Origin of the sequence: Robinsoniella sp. RHS, from assembly GCF_001029355.1 — a bacterium.
GTDB lineage: Bacteria > Bacillota > Clostridia > Lachnospirales > Lachnospiraceae > Robinsoniella > Robinsoniella peoriensis.
The window spans coordinates 25,244-43,114 of the sequence record NZ_JNGB01000007.1 but is presented as its reverse complement, the minus strand read 5'-3'; the positions used below and the strand labels follow the sequence as shown (position 1 = coordinate 43,114).

Genomic DNA, 17,871 nt, shown 5'->3' with positions numbered 1-17,871 from the left:
GCTTGCGCTATTCAGGGGGGGATCAGTATGAAATTAAAAGATTATCTTTCGGACAGATCGGGCGCATTGCTTTTAAATGCTGCCTGCATTTGTGGTCTGTCCATATTTTTGTATATGATCGGAAATGGCATTGGGGAGATAATGGTAATCATAATGTTATGGCTGATCATATTGTTTTTTTACTTGCTTCCGGATTACAGATACCGGAAGAAATATTATGAGGAGTTAATATCGCTGTCGGATGCGTTGGAACAGAAATACCTTACTGCTGAAATAGCGAAGGTTCCTGTTTCAAGAGAAGGCGGTGTATATTTCCGGATTATGAAAAATGCAATGAAGTCCATGGCGGATGAAGTATCCCGGGCACAGCGTGAAAATGAAGAGTACCGGGATTTTATTGAAAAATGGATACATGAAATAAAGGTACCGATTACAGGAACAAAACTAATATGTGAGAACCATAAGACGGACCAGTCAAGGAAAATTCTATCCCAGGTAGAGCAGATTGAAACAGATGTGGAAAGAGTGCTCTATTATGCCAGAATGGGAAATGTCGAAAAGGATTATATGATCAAAGAAGTGAGCTTAAAGTCAGCAGTTCAAAATGTGCTTGCCAGAAACAAGCAGCTGTTGATTTCAAACCATGTTGCTGTAAATGCAGAGCAGGTAAATCTCGCGGTATATACGGATCAGAAATGGGTCGAGTTTATCATTAATCAAATTATCATTAATTGCATCAAATACGGAAAGCAGGATTCTCTACAGATCGATATATTGGCAAAACAGATTGAGCAGGGTGTATCGCTTACGATCCGGGACAATGGAATAGGGATTAAAGAAAGTGAGCAGAGCCGTATATTTGATAAAGGATTTACAGGCAGCAATGGCAGGGCGAACCATAATTCTACCGGGATTGGGCTATATCTGTGCAGGGAATTGAGCAAAAAACTGGGAATAGAGATTTCAGCCATGTCTGTTTCGGGGGAGTATACGGCTATCAGGCTTTTCTTTCCAAAAGGAAATTATATTCAGGGGCAGTGATGGTTTGTTTTCTTTCAAATTTGTAAGTTAAAATAAAGCTTCCTGTATACAACAGAGGGGAAAATACTGCTACAATGACAGCATTCCGGAGTAAGTTTCAAAGATGATTCGGGAAAAAAGCGAAAAGGAGTAAGTATATGTTGTTGCAGGTGGAATATATCGAAAAATATTATGGTACGAAAACGAATATTACTAAGGCTTTAAATAAGGTCAGCTTTTGTGTGGAAAAAGGTGAATTTATAAGTATAATGGGGGCTTCCGGTTCCGGAAAAACGACACTGCTCAATTGTATTTCCACCATTGATACGGTAACATCGGGTAAAATCCTGTTAGACGGGGATGACATTACGACAATTAAAGAAGAGGAAATCACAGCCTTTCGCAGGGATAATCTGGGGTTTATTTTTCAGGAGTATAATCTGCTGGATACCCTGACAATTGAGGAAAATATAGCTTTGCCCCTGACGATAAAAGGGATGAAGCCTAAAGAAATTACCAGAAGTGTCATGGAAATCGCAGGGAAGCTGCAGATTGAGGATATTCTGCCTAAATTCCCGTATCAGGTATCCGGTGGACAGCGGCAGCGATGTGCATGTGCAAGAGCTGTTGTTACCAGGCCGAAACTGATATTGGCTGACGAGCCTACCGGTTCTCTGGATTCTAAATCGGCATTCAGGCTGTTGGAGGTGATGGAAGAGTTAAACCGGGATTTGACAGCCACTATTCTCATGGTTACCCACGATGCTTTCTCAGCCAGTTATGCAAACCGTATTTTATTTTTAAAAGATGGAAAGATCTTCAATGAAATATGGAAAGGTGAGAAAACGCGTTCAAAATTCTATCATGAAATTCTGGATGTGCTCTCCTTATTGGGAGGTGATGTTCCATGCTAAAACAACTGTCCATAAGGAATGCAAAGCGGCAGACAAGGGAGTACATGATTTATTTCATTACAATTACCTGCACCGTTTCTTTCATGTATGGTTTTAATGCGCTTATTTTTTCAGATATTGTTGCCAGTCTGCCTGAACTTGAAATTTTATTTTACATGATAATTACGATTTCCCTCCTGATTGTTTTTATACTGGGATGGCTGGTTCATTACATGACTAATTTTATGTTAAAGAAGCGGAGTAAAGAGTTAAGTACCTATATGATACTGGGTATTTCCAATAAAAATATTTCCAAATTATTTTTCAAAGAAAATTTTCTGATCTGCGGAGTGGCATTTGTTTGCGGCACTTTATTTGGATACCTGATTTCTGAAATCCTGAAAATTATAATCTTAAATTTATTTGGTATAGATTATCAGTTCTCTATTTCATTTTCCATACCGGCAATTGCACTGACAGGCTTGTATTTTCTGATGATTTTTATTTTCGCACTCTGGAAAAACGGCAGATCTATCCGGAAAATGAAGTTGTACGATTTGCTTTATTATGAGAAAAGAAATGAGAATACCAGTTTGGAAAAAACCGGCTGGATGGCTGTGGTTTTTGTAATATCACTTGTTTTCGGCGCGGGCGGAATTGGTTTATTTATGTATATGCCCCTTGGGAAAGGGTATGATGTCTTGCTGGGACTGGTATTAATCGTACTTTTTCTGTTTGGTTTTTTCCAGAGTGTTCCCGGGTTTCTTGCAAAGGTATTCGGCAGCAGGGAAAATATAAAATACAGCAAAAACAGGCTTTTTTTACTCCGTTCTTTTACTTCTAAGATAGCATCCCTAAGTATGACACTGTGCATGATATCTGTACTCTTTACACTGGCACTGACTGCTATGGGCGTTGCAGTTTCCGTAAATGAGATAGCCGGCAGATCGATAGAGTTGAATGTGTTTGATATTGTTATTCTCAGTAAAAACCCAAACAGTAATTTTTCCGGTTACCGCAGCAGAATAGAAGAGACTGTACCGGTGGAAGCAGATCATTTATATCATATCTATCATAATGAGGATCAGACATTTCGGGATATCCGGGCTAAGGCTGCTGCCAGTTACAGCGATCTGCCGCAAGAGATATATGTGGAATACCAATATGATACTTACATGAAATACAGCGACTACCGTGCGTTGTGCAGAATGCTTGCCATAGATGTTCCTCAGATAAAAGAAAATGAATATATCATACATTGCGTTCCGGCACTGCAAGATGCTTACAGCGAATACATGCATCGTCAGGTTGTCATGAATGGTAAAACGATGGAGTTAAACAGCATTAACACAGCACCTTTTAACCAGGCAGATTCTTATGGTAACGGTATGGATTTTATTATTGTCGTACCGGATGAAATGGCGGATAAACTGCCTGTGATATACCAGGTATATACGGCGCAGACCTCCGAACCGGTCAGCAGTATAGCGTTAGAAAATTTGTGTGCACAGGATGAACGCCTGGAGATTCTAGACAGGAATTTAATGGTGTCCAGCAGTGATATGGGTGCTTATGGTACAAGTATACCGGATGCCGGCAAAGACTATATATCCGGAAGATCGGCATTTAAGAAGAATTATGCGGATGTCTATTCGATCATGATAGCGCTTTTTTATCTGGCGCTTATATTTGTCATCACAGGTGCTACGATTTTAGTAACTCAGATTCTCAGTGATTGCGGAAAACATAAAAAGCAATATGATATATTAAGGCATATTGGTATGAGCACTCAGACAGTAAATCAAACTGTAAATAAGCAGCTGGCTGCATTTTTTCTCCTGCCGGTGATTCCGGCTGTTGTGATCAGCAGCAGTCTGGTGTTCAATTCCATGAATATTATGCAGCCTCAGTCCTATAGTTTTCCTGTTTTTGAGGGGCATGGATGGATTTGGGGAGCGATAGCCAGTGCAGTGGGCTTGCTTTTTATATTATATGGTATTTACTTTATTGCAGTTTGTAAAAATTATAAGAAGAGTATTATTTGAAGATGAGCAAAAGATGTAATCAGATAAATGCAGAAGATGAATGCGTAATAAGAATGAACGCAGAGGAAAGCATGAGAAGATAAAGCAGAAGTTGAGTATAAAAGGTTGAATAAAAGACATATATGAGAAAAAGTATCAATATAGATATTGTAAAAAACAGCAGCCATGGTATGATATTATATATGTAAGAAAAAAAGGCAGGGGGTACACATGAACCGGAATGATAAAAATACAGATTGCAAATTGACCGGGAAGCAGTATGAATATTTGCAGGTATTACATAAACATTTGCTGAATAAGGAAAGACCGGGACTGCGAAGACTGGGAGAAGAGCTTTCGGTAAATGCTTCGACTTTATCACGTTTTTATGGGGAGTGCGTTTCTAAGAGTATACTGACAGAGGAATATGAATTTACCCCGTTTGGGGAAGATTTACTAAAGGATTACCGCTGCAAGCTGGCTGAGATCAGTTTATGGCTGCAAAAAGAAGGCATGGATTCCATCCGGGCAGAAGATCAGGCCAGGTGTATCATAGAAGCATGCAGCGAGGATGTGGTACAGATTTTAAGAAGACTTGGAATATTACATAGAGCCTGTGATTCCCTGAAGGCAAGTGATAAGCACGTACAGACTTTTAATGGCAGAAAACTAAGTGATTATTTAGCCGTGGGTGATTATGACATTTCCTTTACCTTCTATCGGGAAAAAGACCGCATACCAGGCAGGATTTCAATGGCTAATCAGGCATTTCGGCACCCGGGAAACATGATCTGCAGAAAGAGGGACGGATATCTGGAGCTAACCGCGCTGGATGTGGAGATGCCCGTATCCCATATGGCAGACGTGTCTCTCAGAGGACGGATGCAGACTATGAAGTACAGCGAAGACGGAATCTGTAAGCTGGCGCGTATTAAGAATAACAAGGTACGGATTCCTTTGTCTGCCATTACTTTTACTTATATTCAGGAGAGCAATATCCTCCAGGGAACGGTACTTCTGACCATGACCTGCAATGAAGAAGAGGCCGGGATGCCGGAAAGTACGGCAATATTGGTGCTATATATATAATATAAATTGATAAAGTTTATCATTAATTTATGAAGTGTTGCACTGGCACAACGATTAGGTATAGAAATTATCAGCAATTTTCGGATTCATACCACAACGTTGCGCATGTGCAACACTTTTTTATTCACATTGACAGTTTCCGTTTCGTAATATATAACTATAGCGTAGATAAGTTAGCTATTGCTAATTCGGAAAGCATTTATCCGTTAAAAGATCAGAAAAAGGAAGGAAGGCGTATATGAAAAAGAATCCATTTAAATTACTGTGGCTGATACTGGCTTTTCTAAGCTTGGGAATAGGAGCAATCGGGGTGGTATTGCCAATTCTGCCCACCACGCCGTTTTTGTTAGTATCTTCATTTTGTTTTGCAAAGGGGTCGAAGCGGTTTCATAACTGGTTTATGAATACCGGACTTTATAGAAAGCACCTGGACAGCTTTGTCCGTAACCGGGCTATGACACTGAAGACAAAACTCTTTATCCTGCTGCCGGTATCGGCGATGCTGACCCTTGCATTTTTTATGATGCACAATATTCCAGGACGGGTGGTAATCGTGCTGCTTGTGTTGTTTAAGTATTATTATTTCTTTTTTCGAATTGCAACAATACCAGGTGGTAAGAAAAATATGGAATATGCAGCAGACAGAACGGAGTTAACAGATTAATATGGCAGCAGAACGTAGTAAGGGAGAGTTAAAGCGTCTCCAGGAACAAGAAACAGTCAGCATGATGATCCAATTATATTGCAGGAAAAACCATAATAGTAATCAAAATAAAAAACAGGATAACAACCGGAAGGAATTATGTCCGGAATGCAGGAATTTACTTGCTTATGCTGAAAAAAAAATTCAGAGATGTCCTTTTATGGAGAATAAGACGTTTTGCAGCAACTGCCGGGTACATTGTTACCAGTCAGAAATGCGGGAAAAGATTCGGGAAGTGATGCGGTTTTCCGGTCCCAGAATGCTTTTTTATCACCCGTTTATGGCAATACACCATATGTGGTGTACCCTGAAAGAAAAAAAGAAGGAGGCAAAACGCCATGATTAAAACAAGATTAGTCGGCTTGCTGGCTGATTCTAAAAAATATATAATACAGAATGTTTTGTGGCAATGGGTGGCTCTGATTGCAAATATATCAGCAGCTGCGACAGTTGGAAATTTAATTGAAAAAACATATCGGGGGATGCTGGGAACGGAGCTTTTGGCAGTCAGTGCCTGCATCCTGGCGGTATCTGTTTTGATACGGTTTGGCTGTGACAGGCTTGCTGCAAAAGCATCCTTCCTTGCAAGCCGGGATGTAAAAATTACAATCAGGGAGAAAATTTACGAAAAACTGCTGCGATTGGGAGCTTCCTATAAGGAAAAAATCTCTACGGCAGAGGTTGTCCAGGTATCAGTAGAAGGTGTGGAGCAGTTAGAGATCTATTTTGGTAAATACCTGCCCCAGCTTTTTTACAGCCTGCTTGCACCGCTGACTTTATTTGTAGTGTTATCATTTATCAGTTTAAAAGCATGTATTGTGCTGCTTATCTGCGTTCCCCTGATTCCTGCATCCATTATGGGAGTACAGAAGTTTGCAAAAAAGCTTCTGAATAAATACTGGGGATCTTATACAGAACTTGGAGATAGCTTTCTGGAAAATCTACAGGGTCTTACCACACTTAAGATTTATCAGGCTGACGGGAAAAAAGCGGAAGAAATGGATAAAGAGTCTGAACAGTTCCGACGGGTAACCATGCGTGTATTAACCATGCAGCTGAATTCCATCAGTGTTATGGATTTGGTGGCTTACGGAGGAGCGGCGATTGGTATGATCGTTGCAGTCCGGGAATATATAGCAGGAAATATTGGGTTGGCAGGTACTGTTACGCTGATTCTTCTGGCAGCGGAATTCTTTATTCCCCTCCGTGTACTGGGGTCTTTCTTTCATATTGCTATGAACGGAATGGCAGCCAGTGATAAGATGTTCCGCCTTTTGGATCTGCAGGAAACGAAAAACGGGCAAGAGGAGGTACCGGAGCAAAATCATACGATCAGATTTAAAGATGCGGGATTTTGTTATGACAGCGAACGTAAGATTTTAGATCATGTTAATCTTACGATTTCCAAGGGAAGTATTGTTTCGCTGGTAGGCAACTCCGGATGCGGCAAGAGTACGCTGGCGGCGATCCTGACCAGCAGGAACAAAGGCTATGAAGGCAGTATTACCATTGGAGGAAAAGAACTTTCGGACATTTCAGAAGCCAGCCTTATGTCACATATTACCATGGTTGGGCAGAATAGTTATTTATTTAAAGGTACCGTTGAGGAGAATCTGGCGATGGGGAATCCTTCTGCATCTAAAGAACAGATGGATCAGGTATTAAAGGATGTGGATTTATATGAATTTTTATATGCCGGTCAGGGACTGAATACACAGCTTCAGGAAAAGGCGTCCAACCTTTCCGGAGGACAGCAGCAGAGATTGGCATTGGCCAGAGCATTACTGCATGATTCGGAAATCTATATATTTGATGAAGCGACTTCCAATATTGATGTTGAAAGTGAAGAACGGATTATGTCAGTCATCTATGGACTGGCGGGACACAAAACGGTGCTTCTGATTTCCCACCGCCTGCAAAATGTAGTTTCCTCGGATTACATCTATGTACTGCAGAATGGGAAAATAGCAGAATCGGGATCTCATGAGAATTTACTCGGCAATGCCGGTGTTTATGCAAAACTTTATGAAAATCAACAGCAGTTGGAACAATACAGACAGAAGGAAGGAGCAGAATATGCATCGTAGAAGTGGAATTAAAATTATGGGAAAATTGATCGGTCTGATCAAACCATTAATGCATGTGATGGCTGCGGCAATCCTGCTTGGTGTTGTGGGATATCTGTTTGCAATATTTCTGACTATACTGGCAGGTGTGGGGATCCTGCATGGTTTGGGTGAAAAGAATCTGTTGTCTTTAACAGTTACCTTTGGCCTGCTTATTGCGTTTGCCATCTGCAGGGGAATTCTCCACTATGGGGAACAGGCTTGTAATCATTACATTGCATTTAAATTACTGGCAATTATCCGTCACAAAGTATTTTCTGCACTTAGAAAACTGGCTCCGGCGAAACTGGAAGGCAAGGATAAAGGAAATCTGATTTCTATTATCACCAGTGATATAGAGTTGCTGGAAGTGTTTTATGCACACACGATTTCTCCAATCGCCATTGCATTTTTAACCTCCCTGTTTATGGCATGCTTTATTGGATATTTTTATCTTCCGGCTGGAATACTGGCACTGGTGGGCTACCTTATTGTAGGGGTTTGGCTTCCGCTTTGGAATTCAAAACGTGGTTCTTCCAAAGGAATGAAATACCGCAATGATTTGGGAGAAATGAACAGTTTCGTTCTGGATAATCTTCGGGGGCTTCACGAGACCGTTCAATATGGATGCGGAAATGAACAAAAGAAGCGTATGCGGGAACAATCGGAGAGATTATCCGGGGAACAGGAAGAATTACAGAAAATGGAGGGCGGTTCCAGAGCTGCTACTAATCTGGTGATCCTTCTATTTTCCTTCAGTATGCTGTTCTTAATGTTGTATGCATATACTGCGGGATACAGCAATTTTACCGGCGTAATTATCTGTACCATTGCCATGATGGGATCATTTGGACCTACTGCGGCACTATCAAGCCTTTCCAATAATCTGAACCAGACATTGGCAAGCGGTGAGCGGGTTTTATCTCTTTTAGAGGAGGAGCCGGAGATCAAAGAGGTTACCGGAAAAGCAGCAACCGGATTTTCCAGTGTATGCTGCAAACAGGTTTCCTTTGCATATGGAAAAGAAGAAATATTGAAGGATTATTCCCTGAAAATGAAGGAAGGGGAAATCATCGGAATTTTTGGAAAAAGCGGTTCCGGTAAATCAACACTTTTAAAATTACTGATGCGTTTCTTTGATGTGCAAAAGGGCAGTGTTAAAATTTCAGATAAAAATGTCAGGGATATTAATACCTCTGATTTGAGAAATATGGAAAGCTATGTAACGCAGGAAACCTATCTCTTCCATGATTCTATTGCAGCAAACATTGCAGTTGCCAACCCCAATGCCAGCAGAGAGGAGATCATGCAGGCCGCAAAGAAAGCTTCCATTCATGAATTTATAGAAAAGCTGCCAAAAGGGTATGACACACCGGTTGGAGAGCTTGGAGATACGCTGTCCGGAGGGGAACGGCAGAGAATTGGAATTGCAAGAGCATTTCTGCACAACGCGCCATTTATTTTACTGGATGAACCTACCAGCAGCCTGGACAGCCTGAATGAAGGGATTGTACTGAAATCCTTGCAGGAAGCCTGCAGAGAGAGGACTGTACTGCTTGTATCCCACAGGCAGTCTACCATGAATATTACGGACAGGGTGTATCATATGACAGGAGACAGAGCGTCCTGATATATAAGAGAAGATAAAAACCGGACCATCCCATGACAGATTGGTTTGCTTTTATCTTCTTTTATCAATAAAGCGTGATAATGTTTATTGGTGATGACTGGAATGAAAAGCTAAGCATTTTGTAAATTCATTATGCTAATCTAATTATTTTACTTTGCAAGCCATTTACCAGGTCTTTTATCAGAAGATGAATGCCGTAAAAAAATAACACGATACTTGTAAACATAATTATCACTCCTTTTACCTGTTTTTGAGTGCAAAAATGGGAGGGAGCTATTCCCTCCCGAAGCTGCATCTTAATTACAACTTATTTTCCTGTTCTTGTTTTGCTTCGCTGATCCCGGTATGCGAATCCTTTTTATTATCAAAATCGCATTTCCGGCAGCGGTTTCCGTGGCAGCCGGGATGTTTGGGACAATCCATACCTTCGTAGAATTCAGGACGTTCTGTGTCTTCGGTAAAACCTTCTGAGGCTTCTTCCAGATGTCCCGGATGTTTTGGGTATCCAGAATAATCCGGTCGTCCCTCAAAATTTGTCCTGTGAATGTGTTTATCGGCAATAGGATTGCCGAAGTCCTGTGGTCTGCCGAAATTACGTTCCTGTCCACGCGGATGGTCATGAGGATGTCCCTGCTGCTGGCAATATGGATAGTCATGCGGATGATCATGCGGATGTCTCTGCTGCTGGCAATATGGATGGTCATGAGGATGTCCCTGCTGCTGATCATACGGATGGTTATGAGGATGTCCATGAGGATGATCAAGAGGACGATTCCCATGATGTCCGTGGTCATGTTCCGGAATACCCATTTCTTCAAAGGTTTTTTCTAATGCATTGATGAGCCGTTCCAGATAATCACTCAACATTGCCTGTTCTTCATCGCTCAGGCAAGAGAAGATTTGGTTTACATCATCTTGTTTTCCGCCCAGCTCTTCAGCCGCTTTTGATCCATCATCCGTGAGTCTGATATTCATTACACGACGGTCTTTTTCTGAGGGAGTACGTGTAATGTACCCATTTCGCTCTAATTTTCCTAAAAGTTCTCCAAGTGACTGATTCCGCATATCCAATAAATATCCGAGTTCCTTTTGCGTGATCTCAGGCTGTAGTTTCAAGAGGGAGAGTACGCGGCCCTGTCCCTTATGAGGGCTTGAGAAAGGACCGAAGTTTCGGAAGTATGCCCCCTGATATCGGTGCAGCAATGCATCTGCTCTTGTAAATAGTTCCATTAGATCTTTTATTTGATCGTTCATATTGGTGTTCTCCTTTCTGTATCTGATTGTGTATTTGAAAAAACAAAGGTACCTTGATTTATATAATACAGGTACCTTTCTAATTTGTCAACATGTTTTTGAAAAAAAGTAAGGTACCTGTATAAATTATGATGAATCAACTGAATTGTATTTATTGTATACAATATTATTACGTGGAAACGGTTGGCAAAGTAAGTTATATAATGTTAAAATAAATTATAAAGTGATTAACCAAAACGGTTAATTCATTCTTAGCAGTGATTTATCGCAGAAGCTGTCTGGTTATGCGCAGAAATTGCTTGGTTATGCATATAAACTATTTGGTTATGCGCAGTGAAGCCATATAATTAAAACTTGCAAAAGAAAGGGCAACGATATTGGAACGATTTAAGGAAGCAGATAAGATGCGGGCAGTACTACGAGAGGCCCAGACCGGATTATGGGCAATCGAATTGGATCAGAAAAAAGAACCCAGGATGTATGTGGATAATGTCATGTTGGAATTGCTGGGATTCGAAGAGGCGCCTACACCTGAAGAATGCTACCGGGTGTGGTATAACCGCATTGCAGATGAGCATTATCATGTAGTGCAGACGGGAGTAGATAAAATAATTTCTGATAGCAGGGCAGAAGTGAAATATAACTGGACACACCCAAAATGGGGACGAATATATGTTCGCTGCGGCGGTGTCAGGGATTGGAGCTATGAAGAAGGAATTTGTCTGAGGGGATACCATCAGAATATCACGGATACCGTTATGCTGGAACATGAGCATGATTTGGTGATACAGACGCTGAGTGAAAGCTACAGCGGTATTTTCATGTGTAACCTGAAGGATGATTCCTATAAAATTGTGAAAGCGCCGGAGGAGTTTCGAAAACTTGCATTGAAATACTCTGATTATAAAGAATATTTCCGTTTTTATGCAGAACAGATCGTAGCGCCGGAATATAAAAAACTTGTGCTGGATATGGTGGACTTAAGCAAGGTCAGGGATATATTGTCGAAAGGGGATAAATGGTTAGAAAGGCTGTACCGGAACGTGGATGGAGGATGGCGGCGTATCCGGTTAGTTCCTTCTTCGCGGTATTCAGCCGAGTATCCATGGATCATAGCTGCTTTTGATGAGCAGGACGGGGAAGTTGCCAAGAGAATGGATGAGACAACTTCTCAGATAGCAGTATCCCAGATGTATAAACTGGTTGTCAGCATGGATTTGGAAAAAACAGAGTATAATTGTATCCATTACTCAGGTGATCTTCTTCATTTATCACATCATGGGGATTTTGAACATTTTTACCAACAGATGATTGGGAAAATGCCATCGGAGGATAAGAAGGAACTGGATCAGATTTTAGATGCAGGTAAATATCAGGTAAACAACTACATGGAAGGACGGCTTCGTTTATGGGATAGTGAAGGGGTTCTCCACTACTACAAATATTATTCCACCATAATCAGACAGGATATGGTAGAGCGTATCCTGTTTACAATTAGGAATATAGACGAAAAACAGGAGGCAGAGCAGAGGGAAAATGTATTGTCCAATTTATGCCAGTGCTATTATTCCATATACATTTTTGATTTAGAAAATAACATCGAGGAAGCTATCTGGCAGGAAGATATGATTCGCAACAGTCATGAATTTCCCAAGGGAGAACTGAATAAGTATTATGAGAAATTTATACAGACACAAGTGTATAAAGATGATCAGGAAAAAATGCGAAGAGCCGGAAATCCGGATATTTTGCGGCAGACGCTTACCTTGGAACAGCCGGTTTTTGATATTGATTTCAGAAGGATGTATCAGGATCATCTGGAGTGGGTACGGTCACGTTTCAGTATTGCAGAGATGCAGGATGGTGTGGTAACCAGGGTTATTTTTGCAAATATGAATATTAATGAACAAAAACAGAAGGAGCTGGCAGAAGAGCAGCAGAAGAAATTATATTTTGAATATCAGAATATTATTAGGGGGCTGTCTTCTTTCTATCATTCGGTATTTTATGTGGATCTTGCAGCCGGGACATATCAGGCTTTCAATCAGCGTAAAGATATTGCCGACTATATTGGCGACAGTGATGACTATAAAGTTCTCATGAGAGTCTATAGTGAACGTCTGATTCAAAAAGAAGACCGGAATCGGTTCATTCAAGAGCTTTCCATAGAAAAAATCCGCAGCAGGGTCGGTCAGGAAGAACCTATCTACGACTTGGAGTACCGGAGAGATTACGGCGGATATTTTGGATGGATGCGTTTACATATTATATTGGCCGAGAGCAGAAATGGGATCCCGGTTAAAATTATTCTTGCAGCGCACAGTGTTGAGGAAGAGAAAGAGCAGGAAGCTCAAAACAGGAAGGCATTATTGGCCGCATATGAAGCAGCGAAGAATGCTAACGAAGCAAAAAGTAATTTTCTGGCGCAGATGTCCCATGACATCCGGACACCCCTTAATGCAATTGTAGGGATGTCGGCTATAGCGGCTTCTCATATAGATGAAGCAGACAGGGTGACAGACTGTCTGGAAAAGATTAATATATCCAGTAAACATCTTCTGGGACTGATCAATGAAATTCTGGATATGTCAAAGATTGAAAAAGGGAAACTGGTACTGTTAGAAGAGCCGTTTCATCTGAAAGAACTTATGAGGAGTATCAGCTCTATCATTCGTTCGGCTGCAGAGGAAAAAGGCCATGAATTACAGTTTAAATATATTGATCTCGTTCATAAGCTGTTAATTGGGGATATGAACCGGATCAGGCAGGTATTATTGAACCTCCTGTCTAATGCTGTGAAGTATACGCCGGACGGAGGAAAAATATGTGTAACCATACAGGAGGTTACCGCACGAGCTTCAGAGCTTGGATGTTTTGTCTTTACGGTGGAAGATAATGGGATCGGAATGTCGAAGGATTATCTGAAGCGTATCTTTGATCCGTTTTCCCGGTCAGAGGATGTAGAGGTACAGCATATACAGGGAACGGGTCTTGGAATGCCGATTGCACAGGGGATAGTAGCGACTATGCAGGGAAATATCCAGGTAGAAAGTGTACTGGGTGAGGGAAGCCGTTTTATTGTCACACTTTATCTGAAAACAGCAGATCCAGGTCTCGAAACAGAATTTATAGATGAAGATGATACAGATGGCAGTCAGGAAGAAATGATCTTGGAAAAGGCTTTGATCAAATTTAAAGGAAAACGGATTTTACTGGCTGAAGATAATGAACTGAATATGGAAATAGCAAAAACTATATTACAGGAGGCGGGGCTGGTAATTGACGGTGTGGAAAATGGGAAGAAGGCTCTGGAAGTATTTAAGAAATCCAGTCCAGGTACATACCAGGCTGTTCTGATGGACCTTCAGATGCCGGTAATGGATGGTTTCGAAGCAGCCAGGATGATACGGAACAGTAATCATATCCAGGCTGACAGCATTCCGGTTATTGCATTGACGGCAAATGCATTTGCCGAGGATATTGCAAAAGCATTGATGGCAGGGATGAACGAGCATGTTTCAAAACCAATTGACTATCAGCAATTGCTGACTACTCTCGAGAAGTATATATAGAACCGCATTTTCTTATTTTCTGTTAGGAGAAGCAATGAACAGCTTTGTGATTACATGACAGCTGCTGTCGATGGAATATACAGCATTTTGTATAGATTCCACCAGCAGCTGTATCGTATGCAGAAATTATATTCTTCGGGAGCTGTTAGGAGCACGGCGTACGGATCGTCCTCCTCTGTTATCAGATTCTTCAGTATGTTTCATGGGGTTACCTCTTTATAGTAAGACACTCTCTAAGCTTTTACGGTATACTCAGCGTCAATAATATTTGTTTCAGCCAGAAGATTGCGTTCAATACCGTAAGCTATCAGCTCCCGGTCCTCTAAAGGTGTAAAATGAACATCGATTTCCGCACGTTTAATTGAATATTCGTCCACAACGATTTGCTTATCCTTCAATATCTTTAGATGCTTGTCCAGTTCTTTTTTCAATGCCGCCGGATTCATCCGCGGTAATTTCATATGTGCACGGAAGTAATTCAAAGTAAAAGTCGCATCAAGGCTGTTATTCATGTAAGACATCAATCGTTCGGACTGAAGCATAACCAAGATTGCTTTTGTTTGCGGCGAATCAATCAAACGATAACTCTGGGAAAGAATATTGACATATTTTTTCTGAATATAAGTGTTAATCATTTGGTCACTTGGCTGAACTTCAAAATAAACTACACCGTGGTCTTCATAAACACGGGCAGTTACAATCATATTCAACTGAAGCTTTTCGGCCTCTTTACCGGTTTCCTTATCGGTAATAGTTACCGAATAGTTGTAGTCCTGTAGTTTAAAGAGCCGTTCTTTGATATCATCCAGATGCTTTTTACGCGGAGTTTCAATGTTAAATACCAGCCGGGCCAGATTCTTTAATTTCCCGGTAATTAATCTTGTACGAACTGTTTCTGCGGACATCATCGTATAGAGACAGTTCAGAATCTCGCGGTCCTTCATATCCAGATCCCGTTTAGTCATAGTATTAATATTATATTTAGATTTGATTTCGTCTAAAGTGTCTGCGGAAGTGACGGATGGAAGGTCCAGATTCTCCGTACTCATTTCCACGCGGACATTTCCGCCTTCAAAGTCATAACTGTTGAAAAGACGGATTTCATTCTGCAGGATTTCAACTTCAAAATCCAGATTTGTGCTTCGGTAATTGAAGATCGGCGCCTGCATGTAGACCATTGGGAATTTCGTTGTGTACCCTTCTAAAGAGCCATTGAATTCACGGTTGACAATGATCAAAGATTCAAGAGCAATATCATGAATAAAAGCATTTGCCTGTGATTTGGCTGGTTTTCCTCCATAAAAATGGAAATCAGTAATCAGAGCGGTTACGTCCGCCCTCCAGTTTTCAATTTCTTCATAACGCTCCCGCATGCGGGCCTCCACCGATTTACGATGGTCAGTTCTCTTATAAATGCTGATGTCATAAGCTGCTTCCGCTTCTTTACGTAGCAGCTGGGGGTTACGCGGTTTCAAATTCTCAGGATCCATGACCTCTTCGCGAATGGTATCCGACCAGTTTCGCTTATAAACCCGGCGCAATTCACGCAGCTTACGGATTCCCTCCTCCACATCAATCGATTCAGAGGCGGCTTCCTTTACTGCGTGGGCAATTATTTTCTCTAAGGTGAGATCATCGTGCCTTAATTTAAGTATATTTTTCCGGATATAGTGACCTGCTCTACTGCAATTGATGTAGGCTTCGTATGTTTGGATCAGGTTTTTTTTCAGCATTGGACGAAGAACTGCGGCTAGTTGTTCATATTGGTCGTCTTTCATACCTACATCTCACCTCCTGGTTCTGTCTAAATAGCAATTAAAGTAATTATAACGCACATTTTGAGGTTTGGCAATGAAACATTTTGGATATCAACTGCTCCTGATTCAACCCGTTATATTTGTCAATCAAAAAGGAAAGACGCAGTAAGAAGCAGGTCTGTGTATCTTCCAGATCCACCCGGCAAACATCGGTGATCCGGTTTAAACGGTAAACCAGGGAATTACGATGGATGTAGAGCTGTTCAGAAGTGATTTTAATACTGCATCCGCAATCCAGATATGCACAGAGTGTCTGATAAAACTGTGTATTATTTTTATGGTCATATTGTCTTAAAAGTGACAGCGCAGGATGGCAGAACCGCCCCAGGGACTCGGGGGATTTTATGTTGGAAAACAGGTCAAAAATCTGATAATCCAGATAGCGGCAGATATTTTCCCCGGGAGCCAGTTTCAATCCCAGTTCAAGGGCGGAATTTGCCTGTTCATAATGCAGCATAAAATTCTTGATATGGGTAAAGGTGTTACTGATTCCAATTCTGACGTGTTCCGTATCGGAAAATTTCGTCAGTTTTTCCAAAAGCTCTGTGGTGATATCTGCAGCTTCTTCTATAGGAATGACTGCAACAACGTTCTTTTTATGATAAGTAACATGGGTGCCGGGGAATAGGAGTTTCAGGTTTTTCACTGTGTGGTCTTTCAGGTGCCGGCTGCCCAGATATTGTGTGGGATTGATGCACAGAGCAGACATTTTAGGGGGAAAAGCGATTCCGCTTAGCCTGGGGGCGATATCTTCGGACGGCGCTCCAATCAAAAGGTCGTAGAGCAGCTGCTGGTGGGGGCTGGTAACCGGAAACAAATCCGGCATATAATGAGCAAGAATATAGCTGATTACCTGGCTTAAGGTGCTGAGCATTTCCCGGTGGACAGGAAGAATCGCGGTTTCACCGCCAATCATCAGTATAAATCCGACCTGCACTCCATTATGAAAAACTTTGCTGCTCAGTTTCCGGTATGGGGATTCAGTGCAGCTGACCTCCACGGCATCAGTGGTCTGGGCCGCGTTTTTCAGTGGCTCCAGCAGTCGTACGGCACCTATGAAATCATAACTGCAGTAGCCTTGGCGGATATTCGTCTTCCAGAGTGGGTCAATAACAGGAATGGAGGCAGAAGCAGCAATGATTTTAAAATTAATATCATTTAGCACAAGTGAGTTACCAAGCCGGATGGAGGCAGCATTTAACACGGCTTCCATAGAGCGGGTTCTATCTGCAAGTGCTGCCAGTTCTTCATACAATCCTTTGCTTCGGGTAGATTCAATGATTGTTTTAGCATTGTTAAAAACGGAAAACAGTGATGCTTCATCCACTAAGGCACTATTGCCGGGAACAGCAGGGGAAGGGGAATCATTTCCGGTTCGGGCAAGAATACACTGAATTGAGGATATGTTACAGTTTTTCATTTGGTGATCATAACCAAAGTATAGAGTGTTGCGAAGAAAATCCTTCTGCCGCACATCCAGAAGGGCGATATCCTGTATCTCCCATTCCTCATTGGAAGATACAATATCGATGGAAAATTCATAAGACAGTTGGTCAATTAAACGGTGAAATGTCATAGGATTACCTCACTTTAGGGAAACTTTTGAAAAGGAATAAACGGATCAGATATATGCTTTGTTTTCAGTATAGTGTACGATGCACAAATTGTCAAATATTTATCATACATGGTGCACGTTGAAAAACACCGGCTTCTGGTATAAGGTTAATTCATTAGAAAGTGAATAGAATCTAATTCAGGAGGTAA

12 protein-coding genes are annotated in these 17,871 nt (G+C 41.4%); 9 read left to right on the top strand and 3 right to left on the bottom strand.

The window, feature by feature from the left end:
* Positions 1–27 precede the first annotated feature (27 nt).
* From RHS_RS05120 to cydC, 8 genes are all read left to right on the top strand, one after another.
* Positions 28–1,041: a sensor histidine kinase gene (locus RHS_RS05120; protein ID WP_027291957.1), complete on the top strand. Its 1,014-nt coding sequence runs from the start codon at positions 28–30 to the stop codon at positions 1,039–1,041.
* Between the two features lie 137 nt (positions 1,042–1,178).
* A complete protein-coding gene (locus RHS_RS05115) occupies positions 1,179–1,934 on the top strand; it encodes an ABC transporter ATP-binding protein (RefSeq protein ID WP_027291956.1) in 756 nt (251 codons plus the stop codon).
* Positions 1,928–3,958, top strand: a complete 2,031-nt coding sequence (locus RHS_RS05110; protein ID WP_047832526.1) for an FtsX-like permease family protein — start codon at positions 1,928–1,930, stop codon at positions 3,956–3,958. Before RHS_RS05115 ends, RHS_RS05110 begins: the two co-directional genes overlap by 7 nt.
* Positions 3,959–4,168: 210 nt before the next feature.
* Positions 4,169–5,026: a hypothetical protein gene (locus tag RHS_RS05105; protein WP_027291954.1), complete on the top strand. Its 858-nt coding sequence runs from the start codon at positions 4,169–4,171 to the stop codon at positions 5,024–5,026.
* Between the two features lie 238 nt (positions 5,027–5,264).
* Entirely contained in the window at positions 5,265–5,690 is a 426-nt protein-coding gene (locus RHS_RS05100) for a YbaN family protein (RefSeq protein WP_047832525.1), read from the top strand.
* A gap of 1 nt (position 5,691) precedes the next feature.
* Complete coding sequence (locus RHS_RS05095) at positions 5,692–6,075, top strand: nitrous oxide-stimulated promoter family protein (protein ID WP_044288797.1); 384 nt, start codon at positions 5,692–5,694, stop codon at positions 6,073–6,075.
* Positions 6,068–7,816, top strand: a complete 1,749-nt coding sequence (locus tag RHS_RS05090; protein ID WP_047832524.1) for an ABC transporter ATP-binding protein/permease — start codon at positions 6,068–6,070, stop codon at positions 7,814–7,816. The genes RHS_RS05095 and RHS_RS05090 overlap by 8 nt, the downstream gene beginning before the upstream one ends.
* A complete protein-coding gene (gene cydC / locus RHS_RS05085) occupies positions 7,806–9,464 on the top strand; it encodes a thiol reductant ABC exporter subunit CydC (protein ID WP_047832523.1) in 1,659 nt (552 codons plus the stop codon). Before RHS_RS05090 ends, cydC begins: the two co-directional genes overlap by 11 nt.
* Positions 9,465–9,764: 300 nt before the next feature.
* Here the strand turns inward: cydC and RHS_RS30175 are convergent, their stop codons facing one another.
* Positions 9,765–10,718, bottom strand: coding sequence for a MarR family transcriptional regulator (locus tag RHS_RS30175; RefSeq protein ID WP_395021364.1), 954 nt, complete (start codon positions 10,716–10,718; stop codon positions 9,765–9,767).
* A 374-nt stretch (positions 10,719–11,092) separates the two neighbouring features.
* Here RHS_RS30175 and RHS_RS05075 point away from each other — a divergent pair, with 374 nt between their 5' ends.
* On the top strand, positions 11,093–14,290 hold the full coding sequence (locus RHS_RS05075) for an ATP-binding protein (RefSeq protein ID WP_047832522.1): 3,198 nt from the start codon (positions 11,093–11,095) through the stop codon (positions 14,288–14,290).
* Between the two features lie 233 nt (positions 14,291–14,523).
* Here the strand turns inward: RHS_RS05075 and RHS_RS05070 are convergent, their stop codons facing one another.
* Together RHS_RS05070 and RHS_RS05065 are read right to left on the bottom strand one after the other, a co-directional pair.
* The gene (locus RHS_RS05070) at positions 14,524–16,068 is read right to left on the bottom strand and encodes a hypothetical protein (protein ID WP_027291949.1); all 1,545 of its coding nucleotides are present in this window, start codon (positions 16,066–16,068) and stop codon (positions 14,524–14,526) included.
* Positions 16,069–16,114: 46 nt separating this feature from the next.
* Positions 16,115–17,683: a CdaR family transcriptional regulator gene (locus RHS_RS05065; RefSeq protein WP_044293256.1), complete on the bottom strand. Its 1,569-nt coding sequence runs from the start codon at positions 17,681–17,683 to the stop codon at positions 16,115–16,117.
* Positions 17,684–17,871 lie beyond the last annotated feature (188 nt).

What these genes read in the sequence shown, in the direction of transcription:
- RHS_RS05120 (WP_027291957.1), top strand. Translation starts at nt 28, where the DNA reads ATGAAATTAAAAGATTATCTTTCGGACAGATCGGGCGCATTGCTTTTA.
- RHS_RS05115 (WP_027291956.1), top strand. Translation starts at nt 1,179, where the DNA reads ATGTTGTTGCAGGTGGAATATATCGAAAAATATTATGGTACGAAAACG.
- RHS_RS05110 (WP_047832526.1), top strand. Translation starts at nt 1,928, where the DNA reads ATGCTAAAACAACTGTCCATAAGGAATGCAAAGCGGCAGACAAGGGAG.
- RHS_RS05105 (WP_027291954.1), top strand. Translation starts at nt 4,169, where the DNA reads ATGAACCGGAATGATAAAAATACAGATTGCAAATTGACCGGGAAGCAG.
- RHS_RS05100 (WP_047832525.1), top strand. Translation starts at nt 5,265, where the DNA reads ATGAAAAAGAATCCATTTAAATTACTGTGGCTGATACTGGCTTTTCTA.
- RHS_RS05095 (WP_044288797.1), top strand. Translation starts at nt 5,692, where the DNA reads ATGGCAGCAGAACGTAGTAAGGGAGAGTTAAAGCGTCTCCAGGAACAA.
- RHS_RS05090 (WP_047832524.1), top strand. Translation starts at nt 6,068, where the DNA reads ATGATTAAAACAAGATTAGTCGGCTTGCTGGCTGATTCTAAAAAATAT.
- cydC (WP_047832523.1), top strand. Translation starts at nt 7,806, where the DNA reads ATGCATCGTAGAAGTGGAATTAAAATTATGGGAAAATTGATCGGTCTG.
- RHS_RS30175 (WP_395021364.1), bottom strand. Translation starts at nt 10,718, where the DNA reads ATGAACGATCAAATAAAAGATCTAATGGAACTATTTACAAGAGCAGAT.
- RHS_RS05070 (WP_027291949.1), bottom strand. Translation starts at nt 16,068, where the DNA reads ATGAAAGACGACCAATATGAACAACTAGCCGCAGTTCTTCGTCCAATG.
- RHS_RS05065 (WP_044293256.1), bottom strand. Translation starts at nt 17,683, where the DNA reads ATGACATTTCACCGTTTAATTGACCAACTGTCTTATGAATTTTCCATC.